Source organism: Pseudovibrio sp. Alg231-02, assembly GCF_900143565.1.
Classification (GTDB): domain Bacteria; phylum Pseudomonadota; class Alphaproteobacteria; order Rhizobiales; family Stappiaceae; genus Pseudovibrio.
The window spans coordinates 417,546-431,922 of sequence record NZ_FREX01000001.1 but is presented as its reverse complement, the minus strand read 5'-3'; the positions used below and the strand labels follow the sequence as shown (position 1 = coordinate 431,922).

Genomic DNA, 14,377 nt, shown 5'->3' with positions numbered 1-14,377 from the left:
ATCACCCTAGGTCGTCATCCTTCCCAAACAATGTGTGATGCAAAGAGGTGGCTTGCTTTGACTGGCATGACGAAAGAAGACGTCTGTCTCGCCAATAGAGAGACAATAGCCACCGAGTTTTGCGTCTTCGCATCACCTATGCCAACGAACACACGCCATCCATCTGTCCAGAATATACACCCTGCGCGGAGAGCCATTAAAATTTACTCAATTGATCTTCTATGCAGGCAATGACAGTTTTAGGGCTTGAACTTATCTCGTTACAATGTGATTTAATTGACAGAGCCAGTTTGAGTTCTGAGTAGTTTCCATCCAAAAACTCTGTAATCCCCGTAATATATAAGTAGCTATTTTTAATGCATTTTGCATTTTGCATTTTCATCGGTCGAGTTTTGTCTCGGTAAAAGCAGTGATGCTTTATAACTTTCTAATGATAACTGACACGCATCATTTTCAGAAAACTCTATAATAAAATTAGCGTGCTCTTTAGGGAAACCAGAAAATACATCGACCACATGGAGATTGCTCACGAATATAAAAAAATCTTCTAATTCCTTCGGAGTGGAGCCAAAATGAATGTAGTCTTCAAAATGCAAATTAATCAGTTTTAGATGAGCAGTTACCTTTGTATTTGCGTAGATAATTTCCCGAACTTTAGATAAACGCACACTCTCATCATCGGCATATGCTTGACTCAAACTCACTACTGCTAAGAGTGCGGATATAAAATAACGAAACATTATATTTCTACATAACCTTTGCGACATGAATAGATTCAGGCATCAATGCTAAACAAGTTAAAGACACCGGATCCTAACATGGGCAGTTTTATGCAAGCAAAAATTTTAATGAGATGCATCCAAACCACCCCACAGAACCGCCACCGTCATCCCAACATCACCTTGCCAAAAACACAAAACGACCAGCTTGCCGATTTAACTCTTTTAGATGAGTAAGATTCACGCAAAGAAAAAGGCAGCGCCAAGCGCTGCCCTTAGATTTTTGGGAACTCTCAGTTTTGTCAGCACCATCTGAAGAGATGGCTTTGAACTCACGCAGAGTTCATAAACAGGTAAACCGCAAGGAAAATGATCGGGCTTGAGATAGCACTTGCCACAATCATTGCACCCATAGCCTGCTTCAGCATAATCAACCCCCGTTTGAATTATGAAATGCAGTTCTATTGGGGATATATTAGCACAGCTAATTCAAATATGCACTATTAACCATATCCCTGATAAGGGACGTGGCAATTTGCGCATATTTGTCAGGTCAGTAGGTTGAGGCCATCTTTATCTTGAATGCATCTTGCGAGGTGAGCAGAGCCTCCAGAATCGCTTTGTCCTGCTTGTAGATGTCTTCCCGGAACTGAAGTTCCCCATCATCACCAGCAAAAGCGGTGTAGTAGCGCAGATGCACGGGCACGGTCTCTTTCAGCTTCAGGCGAACAGTCTTGCCCCGGGCGCGCAGCTTTTCCATCTTAGCGCGGCTGTGGCCAGAACCGGAAAGCAGCACTTCCCCGAATGTAAATGGATCCTGCACCCGGATGCAGCCATGGCTGAACGCACGCTGATCCTTGTTAAACAAGCGCTTGGACGGTGTGTCGTGCAGATAGATATTATGCTTGTTTGGGAACATGTACTTCACAGCCCCCAGAGCGTTTTTCCGCCCAGCCTTCTGGCGGAGCTGATACCCGAACCTGCGTTTGCTGACCGCATTCCAGTTGATTGCCGTCGGATCGACCCGGCGGCCATTTTTGTAAACATTGATCCCGCTGCCAGACAAGGCAGACGCGTTCTTGCGCAGCTTAGGTAGGTACTCGTTGGTGGCAATGGACCATGGCACCCCCCAGGTCGGGTTGATCTCTGCATACTCAAAGGTGTCGGAGAACAAAGGCGTGGCATGGCGAGGCTTGCCCACCACCGTGCGGGTCTCATAAAGCACGTCCGTGCCTTCCATCACCCGCACAATCTGTTCTGCCACGTTGACTTTCACATAGCGGCCAGACGGAAGTGGGTCATCCCAGCGCATACGTTCCAGATTAACAAGGATCTGATCGCGGCGCTCTGCGAGTGAGGCATTCAATGCTGCCCGGGTCTTCTTGCCAACAACCCCATCCACACTCAGACCATGACGCTTTTGAAAGCTTTTCACGAGCGCGACCATGTCATCATTGTAATAGGCCGGTGCCACGTCTTGCTCGCTCGTTCCGGAGTATCCGGAATAATAGGGTGCATAGCCCTCTGCTTGCAGCCGTTTCTCCAGCTGCGAGATGCGCGCACCTGTGTCACCGGGCCGAATGCTTGGTCCGTCTTCAATGTAGACAGGATAATCAGAGGTGAGGGCGTCGTTATAACGGGTCAGCTGGTCTTTCAAAAGATCGTAGGACGGAGCCTCAGGTTCTAGGCTTGCGAATAACTGCTCTACGGACCGCGTTTCTTCCAGCTGAGTGAGCATGTCATTCAGCTCTGGAACCTGCGGGGTGATGAAAACATTCTTCAGCACCTTGGTTGGGCGCACAACGCCGCCAGCAAGGTGAGCGCCATAACTGGCAAAAACGCGGGTCAGCTGCAGTTCAACAACAGCGATCTCACGCAAAGTAGCTGTAGCATTGGACGCTTCCATCACATCCAGAATCGAGGCCAGCTGCCGAACACCATAGGCTTGCGGATCAAGCCCATGGGTTGGGGCCTTGCGAATCTCGTCAATCAAACGGTTGGCAAGCGGTGTCAGAGACTGGTCTTCAAACCAGACAGGGCGGAAGTTGCGTAAGGAGTAAGCCTCTGCCAAAGCATCCACTTGCCGCGAACTGAAACCTGCGCTCTTGATCTCGTCTTCAGAAAAGATCAGGTCCCGGATGGTTTGCTCCAACTCAGACAGCTCTGAAAGAGTTGGATCGAGAACCTGTCCGGCAGGACCTGTGAGATCTGGAGTTTGCAGCTCGCTTTCTGGCAAGACCAAGGGATCAATATCAGGTAACACAAGGTCTTCTGGGGAAGGCGTGTCGGTTGGTGATGAGGCCGCAGTCTCATTAAAGCTCAGCGGATCTATCGGGTTCACAGAGGAGGTCGCGTTGCCTGTCGCATTTGAAGGTGAACTCATTCCAATCAGACTTGCAGCGAGAACGGTGGCACAGATACTCTTGTGAGACACGTTTTACTTCCCTGTTTTTTCTTGGCTTTCCCTTAGAATTGCATCTTCGGGTAGAAATTTTGTATTTAACTTAGTTAGAAATGTGGGTGATCTGGTGAGACTAAGACTTGACCTGTAAGCAACAATCAGCGAAAAGCAACATATGAAAACGGCGATGCACACTTCTTCTTGCACCATCATTATTTGCAGCTAGCGACAACGCTGGCTGTGGCCGTTCTATCCTGCCTTGATTCTGCGTGAGATGAACGCCCGGCCAGCTGGCCAGGAGACGAACCATTATGAGCGCAGACACAGCCCAGGGCGGCAAGGGACTTCTGCTCACCAATACTTTGACACGCACAAAAGAAGCTTTTGTGCCAATGGATGCGTCCAACGTGCGCATGTATGTGTGTGGTCCCACCGTTTATGACTACGCCCATATTGGTAATGCGCGCCCAGTCGTAGTTTTTGACGTTTTGGCCAGATTGCTGCGTCAACTCTATGGCAAAGAGCATGTCACATATGTGCGAAACATCACAGACGTGGACGACAAAATCAACGAGCGCGCAGCAAACGAAGGTATTTCCATTCGTGAGCTGACCGAAAAAACCGCTGGCCAGTACCATGAGGACATGGCTGCGCTGGGGGCACAAGCGCCGGATATTGAGCCGCGGGCAACCGACCACATCGAAGAGATGAAAGCAATGATTGAGACACTCGTCGACAAAGGCCATGCCTATGTCGCGGACGAGCATGTCCTCTTCAATGTGCCAAGCATGCCCGAGTACGGCAAACTCTCCAACCGTACACTGGACGAGATGATCGCCGGTGCGCGTGTGGAAGTCGCGTCCTACAAAAAAGACCCGACCGACTTTGTGCTCTGGAAGCCATCCAAAGCGGAAGAGCCGGGGTGGGAAAGCCCATGTGGCATTAAAACACCAGGTCGTCCGGGATGGCACATCGAATGTTCCGCAATGTCTGAAAAGCATTTGGGCAAGGTCTTTGATATTCATGGCGGCGGTGTCGATCTGACGTTCCCGCATCATGAAAACGAGATTGCACAATCCAGATGTGCTCACGGCACCCATGCCATGGCAAATGTGTGGATGCACAACGGCTTCCTGCAGGTGGAAGGCGAGAAGATGTCCAAGTCTTTGGGCAACTTCTTCACCGTTCATCAGCTGCTGGACACGGAAGAAGGCGATGGACGCAAATGGTCTGGTCAGGCCATCCGTTATGCTCTGCTTCAAACCCAGTACCGCCAGCCAATTGACTTTACATTCAAAAGTCTGGCAGAAGGCGAAAAGCAGCTCACCCGCTGGATTGAGCTGATGAAGAAGCACGGTGTCACAGCACAGGAAAATGGCGCACTGGATGAAGGTGTTCTGGAAGGCCTGAAAGACGATCTGAACACGCCACGTGCCTTTGCCGCTCTTCACAAACTGGCCCGCGATGCACGCGGGGGAGATGCAGACGCTGCGCAGAAATTAGCTAATTCTATCAAGTTCTTGGGCTTTGATCTTGAATCATTTTCCAAAGCACAGGAAGAAGAAAAAGCTGAAGCAGATGCCTCTCCGGAGCTGAAGGCCAAAGTGGAAGAGCTGATTGCAAAACGTCTGGATGCCCGCAAGGCGAAAGACTTTGCTGAAAGCGACCGCATCCGCGATGAGCTGGCAGCCGACGGCATTGTGCTTAAAGACATGAAAAACAAGGAAACAGGTGAAATTGAGACCACCTGGTCCTGCGCTTAACGAGGTTTCAGAGCCATGGACTACGCAGATACCACAAGGAAACTTGAAGTCTGCTCCATGGTTCTATTCGGGATAACCCGTTAGGCTTGCTAAGTTTTCTCAAGGCGCCCGAAGTACGTGCCTTGAGAAATCCTACGGAGACAAAGGGAAACCTCCGTCACATGAGGGGAGCCTGAGGGTGAACTCAGGACAATAAGCAGGGTAGGCATACTATGACGAAAGAGCGTCTGTATCTTTTCGACACGACATTGCGCGATGGGGCTCAGACCTCCGGCATTGATTTCTCCGTGGACGAAAAAATTGCCATTACCGACTTATTGGAGAGACTGGGCGTCGACTACATTGAAGGCGGCTACCCGGGCGCGAACCCAACAGATACACAGTTCTTCTCCGAAAAAAGAACAAAGAAAGCGACCTTCACTGCTTTTGGTATGACCAAACGCGCTGGGCGCTCTGTCAGCAATGACCCCGGCGTTCAAATGGTCCTCCAGTCGGCTGCAGACGCCACATGTTATGTGGCAAAAAGCTGGGACTACCACGTTGATGTTGCGCTGAAGTGCACCAACGAGGAAAATCTGGAAAGCATCGCAGATACGGTCAAAGCCTCCGTTGCCGCTGGCAAAGAAGCCATGATCGACTGTGAGCACTTCTTTGATGGCTACAAGGCAAACCCGGACTACGCTCTGGCCTGCGCACAAACCGCTTTTGAAGCTGGCGCGCGCTGGGTGGTTCTGTGCGACACCAATGGTGGCACGCTTCCACACGAAGTCACGCAGATCGTCAATGCAGTGATGCAAGTGGTGCCCGGCAGCAATCTGGGCATCCACGCCCATGATGACACCGGCCATGCAGTAGCAAACACACTGGCCGCTGTCGTCGCTGGCGTCCGTCAGATGCAGGGTACGCTCAACGGCATCGGCGAGCGTTGCGGCAACGCCAATATGATCACCCTGATCCCGAACATGTTGCTGAAAAAGCCGTATCGTGATCTGGTCGAACTTGGCATTGTTGTTGAAGACCTGACAGAATTGACTGCAATATCAAGGAGTTTTGACGAGATCTTGAATCGATCTTCCAACGTCCACGCTCCTTATGTCGGTGCCAACGCCTTCGCCACCAAAGCAGGTATCCACGCCTCTGCCATCCTCAAGAACCCGGATACTTACGAGCACATCCCACCAGAAATGGTCGGCAACCAACGCCGTGTGCTTGTCTCCGATCAGGCTGGAAAGTCCAACCTGCTTAATGAACTGAAACGCCTTGGCGTTGAAGCTGACAAAGCCGATCCGCGTCTTGATCGTCTGCTGACAGAGGTGAAAGAACTGGAAGCGCAGGGCTTTGCCTATGAAGCCGCAGATGCCTCCTTCGAGCTGCTCGCCCGCCGACGCTTACATTCCGTGCCGGATTACTTCGATGTCCTGTCCTTCCGCACCGGTGTCGAGCGCCGCTACAACGCGTTGGGTGAGCGTGTCACGGTCTCCGAAGCGGTTGTGAAAGTGGAAGTGGACGGCGAGACGTTTATGTCGGTGGCTGAAGGGAATGGTCCGGTCAACGCGCTCGACCTGTCGCTGCGCAAGGACCTTGGCAAATACCAAAGCCTGATAGCTGACCTTGAGCTGATAGATTATAAAGTGCGAATATTGAACGGTGGCACCAGCGCGATCACACGTGTTCTCATAGAAAGCCAGAACAAGAAAACCGGCAAGCGCTGGTTCACAGTCGGCGTCTCTGAAAACATCGTAGATGCATCCTTCCAGGCCCTGGTCGATTCCGTTCGTTATTGCATTTTCAAAGCGAATGAGCTGGAAACAGCCTGATAAAGGCTGCCAAAGGCTTTTGAGCACGAAACGATTTGTGGTCGCGGATGCGCGGCCACGCCTTCCTTTTTTAACTGGCGTCAGGATCTCTGGCGCCTGTTTACGTTGTAATATGAGGGTTGAATGAGCCAGTCAGCGTCCGCTGCTGATCCGCTAAGCACGCCAGAAGCGTTCAAGGCTGGACTGATAGCAGCAGTATCTGCTTATCTCATGTGGGGCTTTGCTCCCATGTACTATAAGCTCACAGCAGACATGCCGGCGATCATCGTGATCTGTTATCGCGTGATTGGCTCCGTGCTGTTTCTTGGCGCCTTTCTGGTCATGAGCAAACTGCGCAAGGAGATCCTTGCGATCTTCTGTGATTTCTCGCGTCTGCGATACCTTCTGGTGTCGGCCTCAGTCATCAGTATCAACTGGACCATCTTTATCTGGTCGGTAGAAACGGGCAGGGTGCTGGATGCCAGCCTCGGCTACTTCATCAATCCGCTCGTCAGCGTAGGCCTGGGTGTTGTGCTATTGTCCGAACGTCTGTCCAAAGCGCAGCTTGCAGCGCTGGCGATCACCATCTTTGCCGTGCTCTACAAAACCTTTGAGGTGGGTGAACTGCCGTGGGTGTCTGTTGTGTTGGCCCTCAGCTTTGCGCTCTACGGCTATGTGCGCAAGCAAGCACCTGTAAGCGCCGTTGCTGGCCAGTTGGTGGAAGTCCTGCTCGTCCTGCCATTTGCACTTGTCGGCATCTGGTACTTCGCGCAGGCTGGCACCGGTGGCATCTATCCAGCAATTCCGGTGGAGCACCCGTGGTTCTTGTCTCTGCTGCTGTTCACAGGTGTGATCACAGCAGTCCCATTGGTGGTTTTCGCCTTTTCAGCGCGCCGCTTGCCTATGATTTACATTGGCTTCTTGCAATACATAGCGCCATCCATCCACTTCCTCAGCGCCATATGGCTGTTTGGTGAAGAACTGTCGATTGAGGGCTTGTTTGCGTTTGGAATGATCTGGTTCTCACTCGTCATCTTCTCGGTCGACGGTGTGATAGCAAGACGCCGCGTTGCGAAGCTGGCGTAACTGTAAAATAGACCGCAATTAAAAAAGGCCGCTGAATACTCAGCGGCCTTTTTGTTACATATCCTTCAAATCAGGATGTTCAACTTTGCAGCCCTCAATGGCTTTGCAAAGGATATCGACGCTTTGAGCAACGTCCTCGGTGATCTCGTAGGTGATGTCGCTGTCCGGGCGAATAAAGCCAAGACTACGCATGTGGTCGAGCAATTCCACCAGAGGCGTCCAGAACTGGTCAAGGTTGAGAAGCAGCATGGGTTTGTCATGGCGACCAAGCTGAGCCCAGGTCAGCATCTCCACAAGTTCCTCAAGAGTGCCGATCCCACCAGGCAGTGCGATAAACGCATCAGCTTTTTCAAACATGGTGCGTTTGCGCTCATGCATGTCCTGAGTAACGATCAGCTCATGAGCGTCTTCCAGCATCACCTCTCGTTCCATCAGGAACTTCGGAATGACGCCGGTGACTTCTCCGCCATTTTCAAGAACAGTTTTCGCAACAGCTCCCATAAGTCCAATGGATCCGCCACCATAAACGAGTCGAATCCCTTCACGGGCTAATAATTCACCAAGCTGAATCGCCGCTTTTTCAAACAGTGGCTGACTTCCAGCATTGGAGCCGCAATATACGCAGATGCTTTTCAAGGTTTTCATAGGTATTCTGTCGCATTAGGCTAGGGGGAACGTCAAGCAAGGCTCGTAAAATGAGGTTAACTTCACCATATGCGCAACTTGCCTGACATGGTGCACCTTGCCCCTCGGGTTAAACATGTATAACAAACACGATTAAAGTCTGTCCTTTTTGCCTAGAGCTAAGGAAAAGAGACAGCCGGATAAACTGATATCCGGACAATCTGATATAATGTCAAAGCATGCCATGTCGAGTGAACTATGGTCTGCTTGAGGAGCAATTGAGAACCATGTCGAAATCGGGGATGAACTGGTTGCTGACAGTTGCTGTAGCTGTTGCTGCAGGCGCAATCGGTGCGGGGGCGTACTACCTGAGCAAGGAAGATACTTCGGTTGTTGTAGAAGCTGAAAAGGCTGTTGCAAAGCTGGAGGCTGCTGCAAATGGCAAAGTACAGCTCAACTCGTCGGGCACTCAGACGGGCAAGGCAGAAGCTGGCAAAGCCCCTGAAGTGACCACTCAGCTGGATACCGCCGCTGTTACCACCGACAATGTTCCAAGTTTTGATGTGATGCGCGTTGAGCCGTCAGGCGATGCCGTTGTCGCTGGCCGTGCTGAAGCTGGTTCCATTGTTGCACTCATCTCCAACGGGGATGTGGTCGGCAAAGGCATTGCGAACAACAGCGGTGAATTTGCAATTGTTCTGGAAAGACCGCTGAAACCGGGCGACCACGATGTCAGCCTTGAAGCGACCAATCAGGAAACTCAGGAAAAGAGCGGCTCGCAGCAACACATCGCAGTGTCTGTGCCTGAAGACGAAAGCGGTGAGGTTCTGGTTGTTCTGAATGAACCAGACGCGCCATCGAAAATTCTCCAGCTGCCAGAAACACCTGTGACTGCAGAGCCCGTTGCAACAGCGAATGCAGATTCACCTGAAACGACTGCCCCTGCTGACGTTGCAGCTGCACAGACCCCTGGCGCAAAGGAAGAAGCACCAGCTCCGGTTAATGCCGCGGCTGAAACACCAGCACAAGCATCTGCAAATACTGAAGTTGCCGTCACTGAGACGCCTGCACCTGTAAATACAACATCTGCACCAGCTCCAGAAGCTGCCACACAGACCGCTGACGCGCCTGTTGAAGTCGGAGCGCAAACTCCGGCACCTGTTGAGACACCTGCAGCACCGGTTGCAGCGGTAACTGAAGAGCCGCAGCTGACTGTCAAAGCCGTTGAAACTGAGAAGGGCAAGGTCTTCGTTGCTGGCGAAAGTGAGCCTGGCGCGCAAGTTCGTGTTTATGTAGGCGAAGAGTTTGTTGGCGAAGCGCAGGCAGGCACCGAAGGTCGCTGGCTTGTGGAAGCTGAAAAAACAATCCCTGCTGGCAATGTGGAAGTCAGAGCTGACAAAGTCGAAAACACCAACGGTAAAGTGGAAGCCCGCGCACAGGTTGTCTTCACCAAAGGTGAGAATGACGTTGCCATGATCCCGGTTCGCCTTGTTGCGGAAGGGTCTGGTTCAAAAGGAGCCTCTGCAACCGTTGGCATTGGCGAGTTGCCGAACGTTATCATCCGCCGCGGCGATAACCTTTGGACCATTTCCCGTCGTCTCTATGGCAAAGGCACACGCTACACCACCATCTATCAGGCCAACAGTCAGCAGATCCAAAATCCGGATATGATCTTCCCGGGACAGGTGTTTATGTTGCCTGTGGCTGACCTGAATTGGAAAACAATTAATAACTGATCTGGATTCTTCTCTTCGAACGTCCTATTTAAGAAGAGAAAGCTTTCCAGATTGATCTTTAGGAAAGCGCTGGATGAGCAATCCAGCGCTTTCTCTGGTTTGCGATCCTACTGCGTACTCCCGAAAAGTGGTTCCGGTTTTCGGATAAGGGTGCGCTCCAAAAGAGGGCGAAAGACTCTCTCCAATCTGATGGCAATGAACGCGTTCTGGATCATTGCTCTTCTGATATGACATTCCAAATTCGCCAACCGCTTCTGCGTTTTAAGAAGCGCGCCGGGCAACAAGGCACTAGCATGACTGCAACAAGCAAAAAACAGCAGGCAAAATCCGCCCCTGCTTTGGATGCAGACGATAAAGGCTTGCTTCGTTCACTGAAAACTCTTTGGGTTTACATGTGGCCAGACGCAAGGCCGGAGCTTAAAAAGCGTGTCGTTCTGGCCCTCGCGGCGTTGATTGTCGCAAAAATTATTACCGTTTTCGCACCCTATCTTTATGCATGGGCAACCGATGCCCTGACTGACGCCAGCGTTTTGCCAAAATGGTTGCCGCCAATTCTTGTCGCGCCAATCATGTTGGTCCTGGCCTATAATGTCGCCAGAACAATGGCTGTCGGGTTTAACCAGATCCGTGACGCGATCTTTTCAAGCGTTGGCCTCCACGCCGTTCGCGAACTCGCCAATCTAACCTTCCAGCACCTTCACGCGCTGTCTCTCCGCTACCACCTGTCACGCCGCACTGGTGGCCTGACCCGTGTGATCGATCGCGGAGTGAAGGGGATTGAAGGCATCGTTCGTTTCACGATCCTGAGCGGTATCCCGACTGTCGTCGAATTTGCGATGATGGCTGTTGTAATCTGGTTCCAGTTTGGCCTCTGGTATGTCCTGGTCGTCGGCGCAACGGTCTTTGCCTACGTCTACTATACAGTCGTCGCCTCCGATAAGCGTATCCAGATCCGCCGTGACATGAACAACGCGGACAATGATGCAAACAGCAAGTCCGTTGACAGCCTCCTGAACTTCGAAACCGTCAAGTATTTCGGCAACGAGGAAATGGAACGTGGTCGTTTTGATAAAGCAATGCGCGGGTATGAGCGCGCTGCAATCAAAACATGGACCTCGCTCTCCTGGCTCAACTTCGGGCAGGCGCTGATCCTCGGTGCAGGTATGACCACATGTATGGTTATGTCCGCCATGGCAATTCAGCGCGGTGAGCAGACCATCGGTGACTTCGTCATGATCAACGCGCTGCTCATGCAGCTGTCGGTTCCGCTCAACTTCATTGGCTTCATCTATCGCGAAATCCGTCAGGGCATTGCTGATCTGGAAGCCATGTTCTCCGTACTAGCCGTAGAACCTGAAATTCAGGATCAGCCACTTGCGGAGAACCTGAAGGTCAAAGAAGCCACCATCAAGTTCGAGGACGTGCACTTCCACTACGACGAAGAGCGCCCGATCCTGAAAGGCGTGAACTTCGAAGTGCCTGCAGGCAGCACCATCGCGATTGTTGGTCCATCTGGGGCAGGCAAGTCCACGATTTCCCGTCTGCTGTTCCGTTTCTATGATGTCACCTCGGGCCGCATCACCATTGATGGCAAGGATGTCCGCGAAGTGACGCAGAAGTCCCTGCGCGATCACATTGGCATGGTTCCTCAGGATACGGTTCTGTTCAACGACAACATCGCCTACAACATCGGCTATGGCCGCGTAGGGGCATCAGAGGAAGAAGTGAAAGAGGCAGCAAGACTGGCTCAGATCGATCACTTCATCGAAGCTCTGCCACATGGCTATGAAAGTGAAGTGGGCGAACGTGGCCTGAAGCTCTCAGGCGGTGAAAAGCAGCGCGTCGCGATTGCAAGGACCATCCTGAAAAGCCCGCCGATCCTCATTCTTGATGAAGCAACCTCGGCATTGGATACGCACACGGAGCAGGAAATTCAGTCGGCTCTGGATATTGTCTCCAAAGACCGGACCACGCTTGTCATCGCCCACCGTCTCTCCACCGTGGTGAACGCAGATCAAATCCTCGTTCTGAAAGCAGGTGAAGCGGTTGAGCAGGGGACGCATGCTGAACTGATGGCAAATGACGGCCTCTACGCGTCCATGTGGAGCCGCCAGCGTGAAGTCAGTGAAGCGGAAGCGCGTCTTGCGCAGATGCGTGAAGATGATCAGGGTTTCATTTCCAGGGGCAAAAGTGCTGAGGAAAGCCTAATTGAGGGCATAACTGATAAGAAATAGTGGGTTCAAGTGATTGCTCCGCGCGCAATCAGGGGAATCTCTGTTTAAATAAGCTAGAGTTGCTTGCACAGTTCTCTCTGAGTTGCTCTATGAGCAGAAACTTAACGTCTGAGGGGTTCAATAGCTGAACCCCTCACTCTAGCAAAGGTGGTAAAGATGTCTTTGGCGGACAGCATTTCCAAGACACTGGTTCCTATTCATAAAGAAGGCTACCCGTTTATCGCCATTGCAGCTGTCCTGACCATCATTTTGGGATGGTTCTGGTCGCCCCTTTTCTGGATCGGCCTTTTCCTGACTGGATGGGTCTGTTACTTCTTCCGCGATCCGCCGCGCGTCACTCCCGTTAAAGACGGCCTGATTGTTTCCCCCGCAGACGGAATTGTGTGCCTGATGGGGTCTGTTATCCCGCCACGGGAGCTGGATCTGGGCGATCAGCCGATGATGCGTGTGTGCATCTTCATGAACGTCTTTAACTGTCACGTAAACCGTGCGCCAATGGCAGGCCGCATCACGCGTGTGGCTTACAAGGCCGGAAAGTTCCTGAATGCGGAACTGGACAAGGCAAGTGAGCACAATGAGCGCAATGGCCTGATCATTGAAAACGACAATGCCCGCATCGGCGTTGTGCAAATCGCTGGCCTCGTAGCACGCCGTATTGTGTGCTTCGTAAAAGAAGGCGAAAACATTTCTGCAGGTGATCGCTTCGGTCTGATCCGCTTTGGATCCCGTCTTGATGTTTACCTGCCTCAGGGGACAAAGCCACAAGTTGCCCTTGGCCAGACCATGATTGCTGGTGAGAGTATTCTGGCAAATCTGAAAGATGAAGAAGCAGGCGACATCGTTGCCCGCGTTTCTTAAGGTAGTATAGCGTGTCAAATCCATTTCCTCCCTATGAACCGGGAGGTCAAACCACCAATGCGAAAGGGTCAACGCGCAAGCGTATTCCGCTTCGTATTGTTTTACCAAACGTCGTCACCTTGCTGGCGCTATGTTCCGGCCTGACAGCCATTCGCATGGCCATGGAAGACAGGTGGGATATGGCGATTGCCGCCATCTTCCTCGCCGCCATTCTGGATGCTCTGGACGGACGTGTCGCACGCATGCTCAAAGGGTCCACCAAGTTTGGCGCTGAGCTGGATTCGCTCGCCGACTTCGTGAACTTTGGTGTTGCCCCAGGGATTATCCTTTACGCATGGATGCTGGAAGATGCCAGCTCCCTCGGCTGGATCGCCTCTCTGCTGTTCTCCATCTGCATGGCATTGCGACTGGCGCGGTTTAATGTGGCACTAGATGACCCGAACAAACCAAAGTGGGCCAGCAAGTTCTTCACCGGAGTTCCCGCTCCAGCAGGCGCGCTGACAGTTCTGCTACCGATTTATCTGGAACGTTTGGGCGTGCCACATTGGAACGAGCTGGCTCTGCCGGTTGCGCTCTACACCATGTTCGTCGGCCTCCTGATGGTCAGTCAGTTGCCAACGTTCTCCGGCAAACAGATCGGCACCCACATTCGACGCGAATGGGTTTTACCGCTGTTTGTTGTCGCTGTCGGTATCATTGCACTTGGTGCAAGCTATCCGTTCGAGTGCCTGACCGTGATCAGCTCCGGCTATCTCATCTCCATCCCATTCGCATGGCGCTCCTATAAGATCCACTGTGTGAACGGCAAGGGCAGTCACGCCGATTGTGATGTAGTGACCACCGAGATCGAAGAGGAAAGTGTTTCTGAAGACAAGACGTCTTTGAAAGTCAGCCTCGAAGACATTGCGAAAGCTGGCGTCCTTGATCCCAAGCAGGACAAGGAAAAAAGTAGCGAGTAGCTGTGCTCTGCTATCTGATTTTAAAAGGCCGCGGATTATTCCGCGGCCTTTTTTGTGAGCTCTGCGAGTGGGGAAGAGGAAGCTGACTTAGGCGCGAAGAACGCGAAGACTGGACTGAGGGACACAAGCGCATTGTTCGCTCTTATAGCAGGCATTAAAAAAGGCTGCCGAAGCAGCCTCTTTCGCGTTTGTTATAGTGAA

General features: G+C 51.9%; 11 protein-coding genes. 8 read left to right on the top strand and 3 right to left on the bottom strand.

The window, feature by feature from the left end; genetic code table 11:
• Window positions 1-353: 353 nt before the first annotated feature.
• Window positions 354-740 (bottom strand): hypothetical protein, encoded by a 387-nt coding sequence (locus tag DHN43_RS01650; RefSeq protein WP_108817526.1) that lies wholly within the window; start codon window positions 738-740, stop codon window positions 354-356.
• 78 nt (window positions 741-818) lie between these two features.
• Between DHN43_RS01650 and DHN43_RS27005 the strand changes: the two genes are divergently transcribed.
• Window positions 819-956: a hypothetical protein gene (locus tag DHN43_RS27005; protein WP_159096774.1), complete on the top strand. Its 138-nt coding sequence runs from the start codon at window positions 819-821 to the stop codon at window positions 954-956.
• A 316-nt stretch (window positions 957-1,272) separates the two neighbouring features.
• Here DHN43_RS27005 and DHN43_RS01645 read toward each other — a convergent pair whose 3' ends face one another.
• Window positions 1,273-3,153, bottom strand: coding sequence for a L,D-transpeptidase family protein (locus tag DHN43_RS01645; RefSeq protein ID WP_108817525.1), 1,881 nt, complete (start codon window positions 3,151-3,153; stop codon window positions 1,273-1,275).
• Window positions 3,154-3,431: 278 nt separating this feature from the next.
• Between DHN43_RS01645 and cysS the strand changes: the two genes are divergently transcribed.
• The 3 genes from cysS to rarD all read left to right on the top strand — a co-directional run bounded on the left by cysS (window position 3,432) and on the right by rarD (window position 7,765).
• Window positions 3,432-4,883 (top strand): cysteine--tRNA ligase, encoded by a 1,452-nt coding sequence (gene cysS, locus DHN43_RS01640; RefSeq protein ID WP_108817524.1) that lies wholly within the window; start codon window positions 3,432-3,434, stop codon window positions 4,881-4,883.
• A gap of 212 nt (window positions 4,884-5,095) precedes the next feature.
• On the top strand, window positions 5,096-6,700 hold the full coding sequence (cimA, locus tag DHN43_RS01635; RefSeq protein ID WP_108817523.1) for a citramalate synthase: 1,605 nt from the start codon (window positions 5,096-5,098) through the stop codon (window positions 6,698-6,700).
• Between the two features lie 123 nt (window positions 6,701-6,823).
• Window positions 6,824-7,765: an EamA family transporter RarD gene (gene rarD / locus DHN43_RS01630; RefSeq protein WP_108817522.1), complete on the top strand. Its 942-nt coding sequence runs from the start codon at window positions 6,824-6,826 to the stop codon at window positions 7,763-7,765.
• Between the two features lie 54 nt (window positions 7,766-7,819).
• Here the strand turns inward: rarD and DHN43_RS01625 are convergent, their stop codons facing one another.
• Window positions 7,820-8,410, bottom strand: a complete 591-nt coding sequence (locus tag DHN43_RS01625) for a TIGR00730 family Rossman fold protein (RefSeq protein ID WP_063288372.1) — start codon at window positions 8,408-8,410, stop codon at window positions 7,820-7,822.
• 266 nt (window positions 8,411-8,676) lie between these two features.
• On the opposite strand from DHN43_RS01625, the gene DHN43_RS01620 reads away from it, so the two are divergent.
• The 4 genes from DHN43_RS01620 to pssA all read left to right on the top strand — a co-directional run bounded on the left by DHN43_RS01620 (window position 8,677) and on the right by pssA (window position 14,176).
• Window positions 8,677-10,125, top strand: a complete 1,449-nt coding sequence (locus DHN43_RS01620) for a LysM peptidoglycan-binding domain-containing protein (protein ID WP_208994786.1) — start codon at window positions 8,677-8,679, stop codon at window positions 10,123-10,125.
• Between the two features lie 293 nt (window positions 10,126-10,418).
• Complete coding sequence (locus DHN43_RS01615; protein WP_108817520.1) at window positions 10,419-12,359, top strand: ABCB family ABC transporter ATP-binding protein/permease; 1,941 nt, start codon at window positions 10,419-10,421, stop codon at window positions 12,357-12,359.
• A gap of 156 nt (window positions 12,360-12,515) precedes the next feature.
• Window positions 12,516-13,217 (top strand): phosphatidylserine decarboxylase, encoded by a 702-nt coding sequence (locus DHN43_RS01610; protein WP_108817519.1) that lies wholly within the window; start codon window positions 12,516-12,518, stop codon window positions 13,215-13,217.
• Between the two features lie 11 nt (window positions 13,218-13,228).
• Window positions 13,229-14,176, top strand: coding sequence for a CDP-diacylglycerol--serine O-phosphatidyltransferase (gene pssA, locus DHN43_RS01605; RefSeq protein WP_063288375.1), 948 nt, complete (start codon window positions 13,229-13,231; stop codon window positions 14,174-14,176).
• The last annotated feature ends 201 nt before the right edge of the window (window positions 14,177-14,377 follow it).

Bases quoted from the DNA above. Each gene is read 5' to 3' on its own strand.
- DHN43_RS01610 (WP_108817519.1), top strand. From the start codon at position 12,516: ATGTCTTTGGCGGACAGCATTTCCAAGACACTGGTTCCTATTCATAAA.
- DHN43_RS01625 (WP_063288372.1), bottom strand. From the start codon at position 8,410: ATGAAAACCTTGAAAAGCATCTGCGTATATTGCGGCTCCAATGCTGGA.
- cysS (WP_108817524.1), top strand. From the start codon at position 3,432: ATGAGCGCAGACACAGCCCAGGGCGGCAAGGGACTTCTGCTCACCAAT.
- DHN43_RS27005 (WP_159096774.1), top strand. From the start codon at position 819: ATGGGCAGTTTTATGCAAGCAAAAATTTTAATGAGATGCATCCAAACC.
- DHN43_RS01650 (WP_108817526.1), bottom strand. From the start codon at position 740: ATGTTTCGTTATTTTATATCCGCACTCTTAGCAGTAGTGAGTTTGAGT.
- rarD (WP_108817522.1), top strand. From the start codon at position 6,824: ATGAGCCAGTCAGCGTCCGCTGCTGATCCGCTAAGCACGCCAGAAGCG.
- DHN43_RS01615 (WP_108817520.1), top strand. From the start codon at position 10,419: ATGACTGCAACAAGCAAAAAACAGCAGGCAAAATCCGCCCCTGCTTTG.
- cimA (WP_108817523.1), top strand. From the start codon at position 5,096: ATGACGAAAGAGCGTCTGTATCTTTTCGACACGACATTGCGCGATGGG.
- DHN43_RS01620 (WP_208994786.1), top strand. From the start codon at position 8,677: ATGTCGAAATCGGGGATGAACTGGTTGCTGACAGTTGCTGTAGCTGTT.